1 pseudogene is annotated in these 269 nt (G+C 61.7%); it reads left to right on the top strand.

Annotated elements, in window-relative coordinates:
• Positions 1–246, top strand: a pseudogene (locus tag AC0L30_RS43235) (lytic transglycosylase domain-containing protein); the annotation flags it as partial.
• Positions 247–269 lie beyond the last annotated feature (23 nt).

Below are 269 nucleotides of genomic sequence, written 5' to 3'. Positions count from 1 at the left end.
GGTCTGCCGGTCACGCCCGGTTCTCTCTACCTCGCCCATTTCGCGGGACCGGCGGGAGCCGTGGCGCTATTTTCCGGCGCAGAAACTGCCGATGCTGCTTCAGTTATGGCCGCCGCTGACATGACGGGTCGAACCACACGCGAAAAGCTGGTCAAGGCGAACGCGTTCCTCAAGGCGACGACCGTCGGCGATGTTAAGAGCTGGGCCGATCGCAAAATGGCAGTAGGCACTCGGCCTGGCCGTTAGCGGCTCAGATAACTACGCGATTT

This window comes from Bradyrhizobium sp. MI1.11 (genome assembly GCF_055811255.1).
Note: the sequence above shows the minus strand (reverse complement) of the source record. Positions and strands in the feature narration are given on the sequence as shown.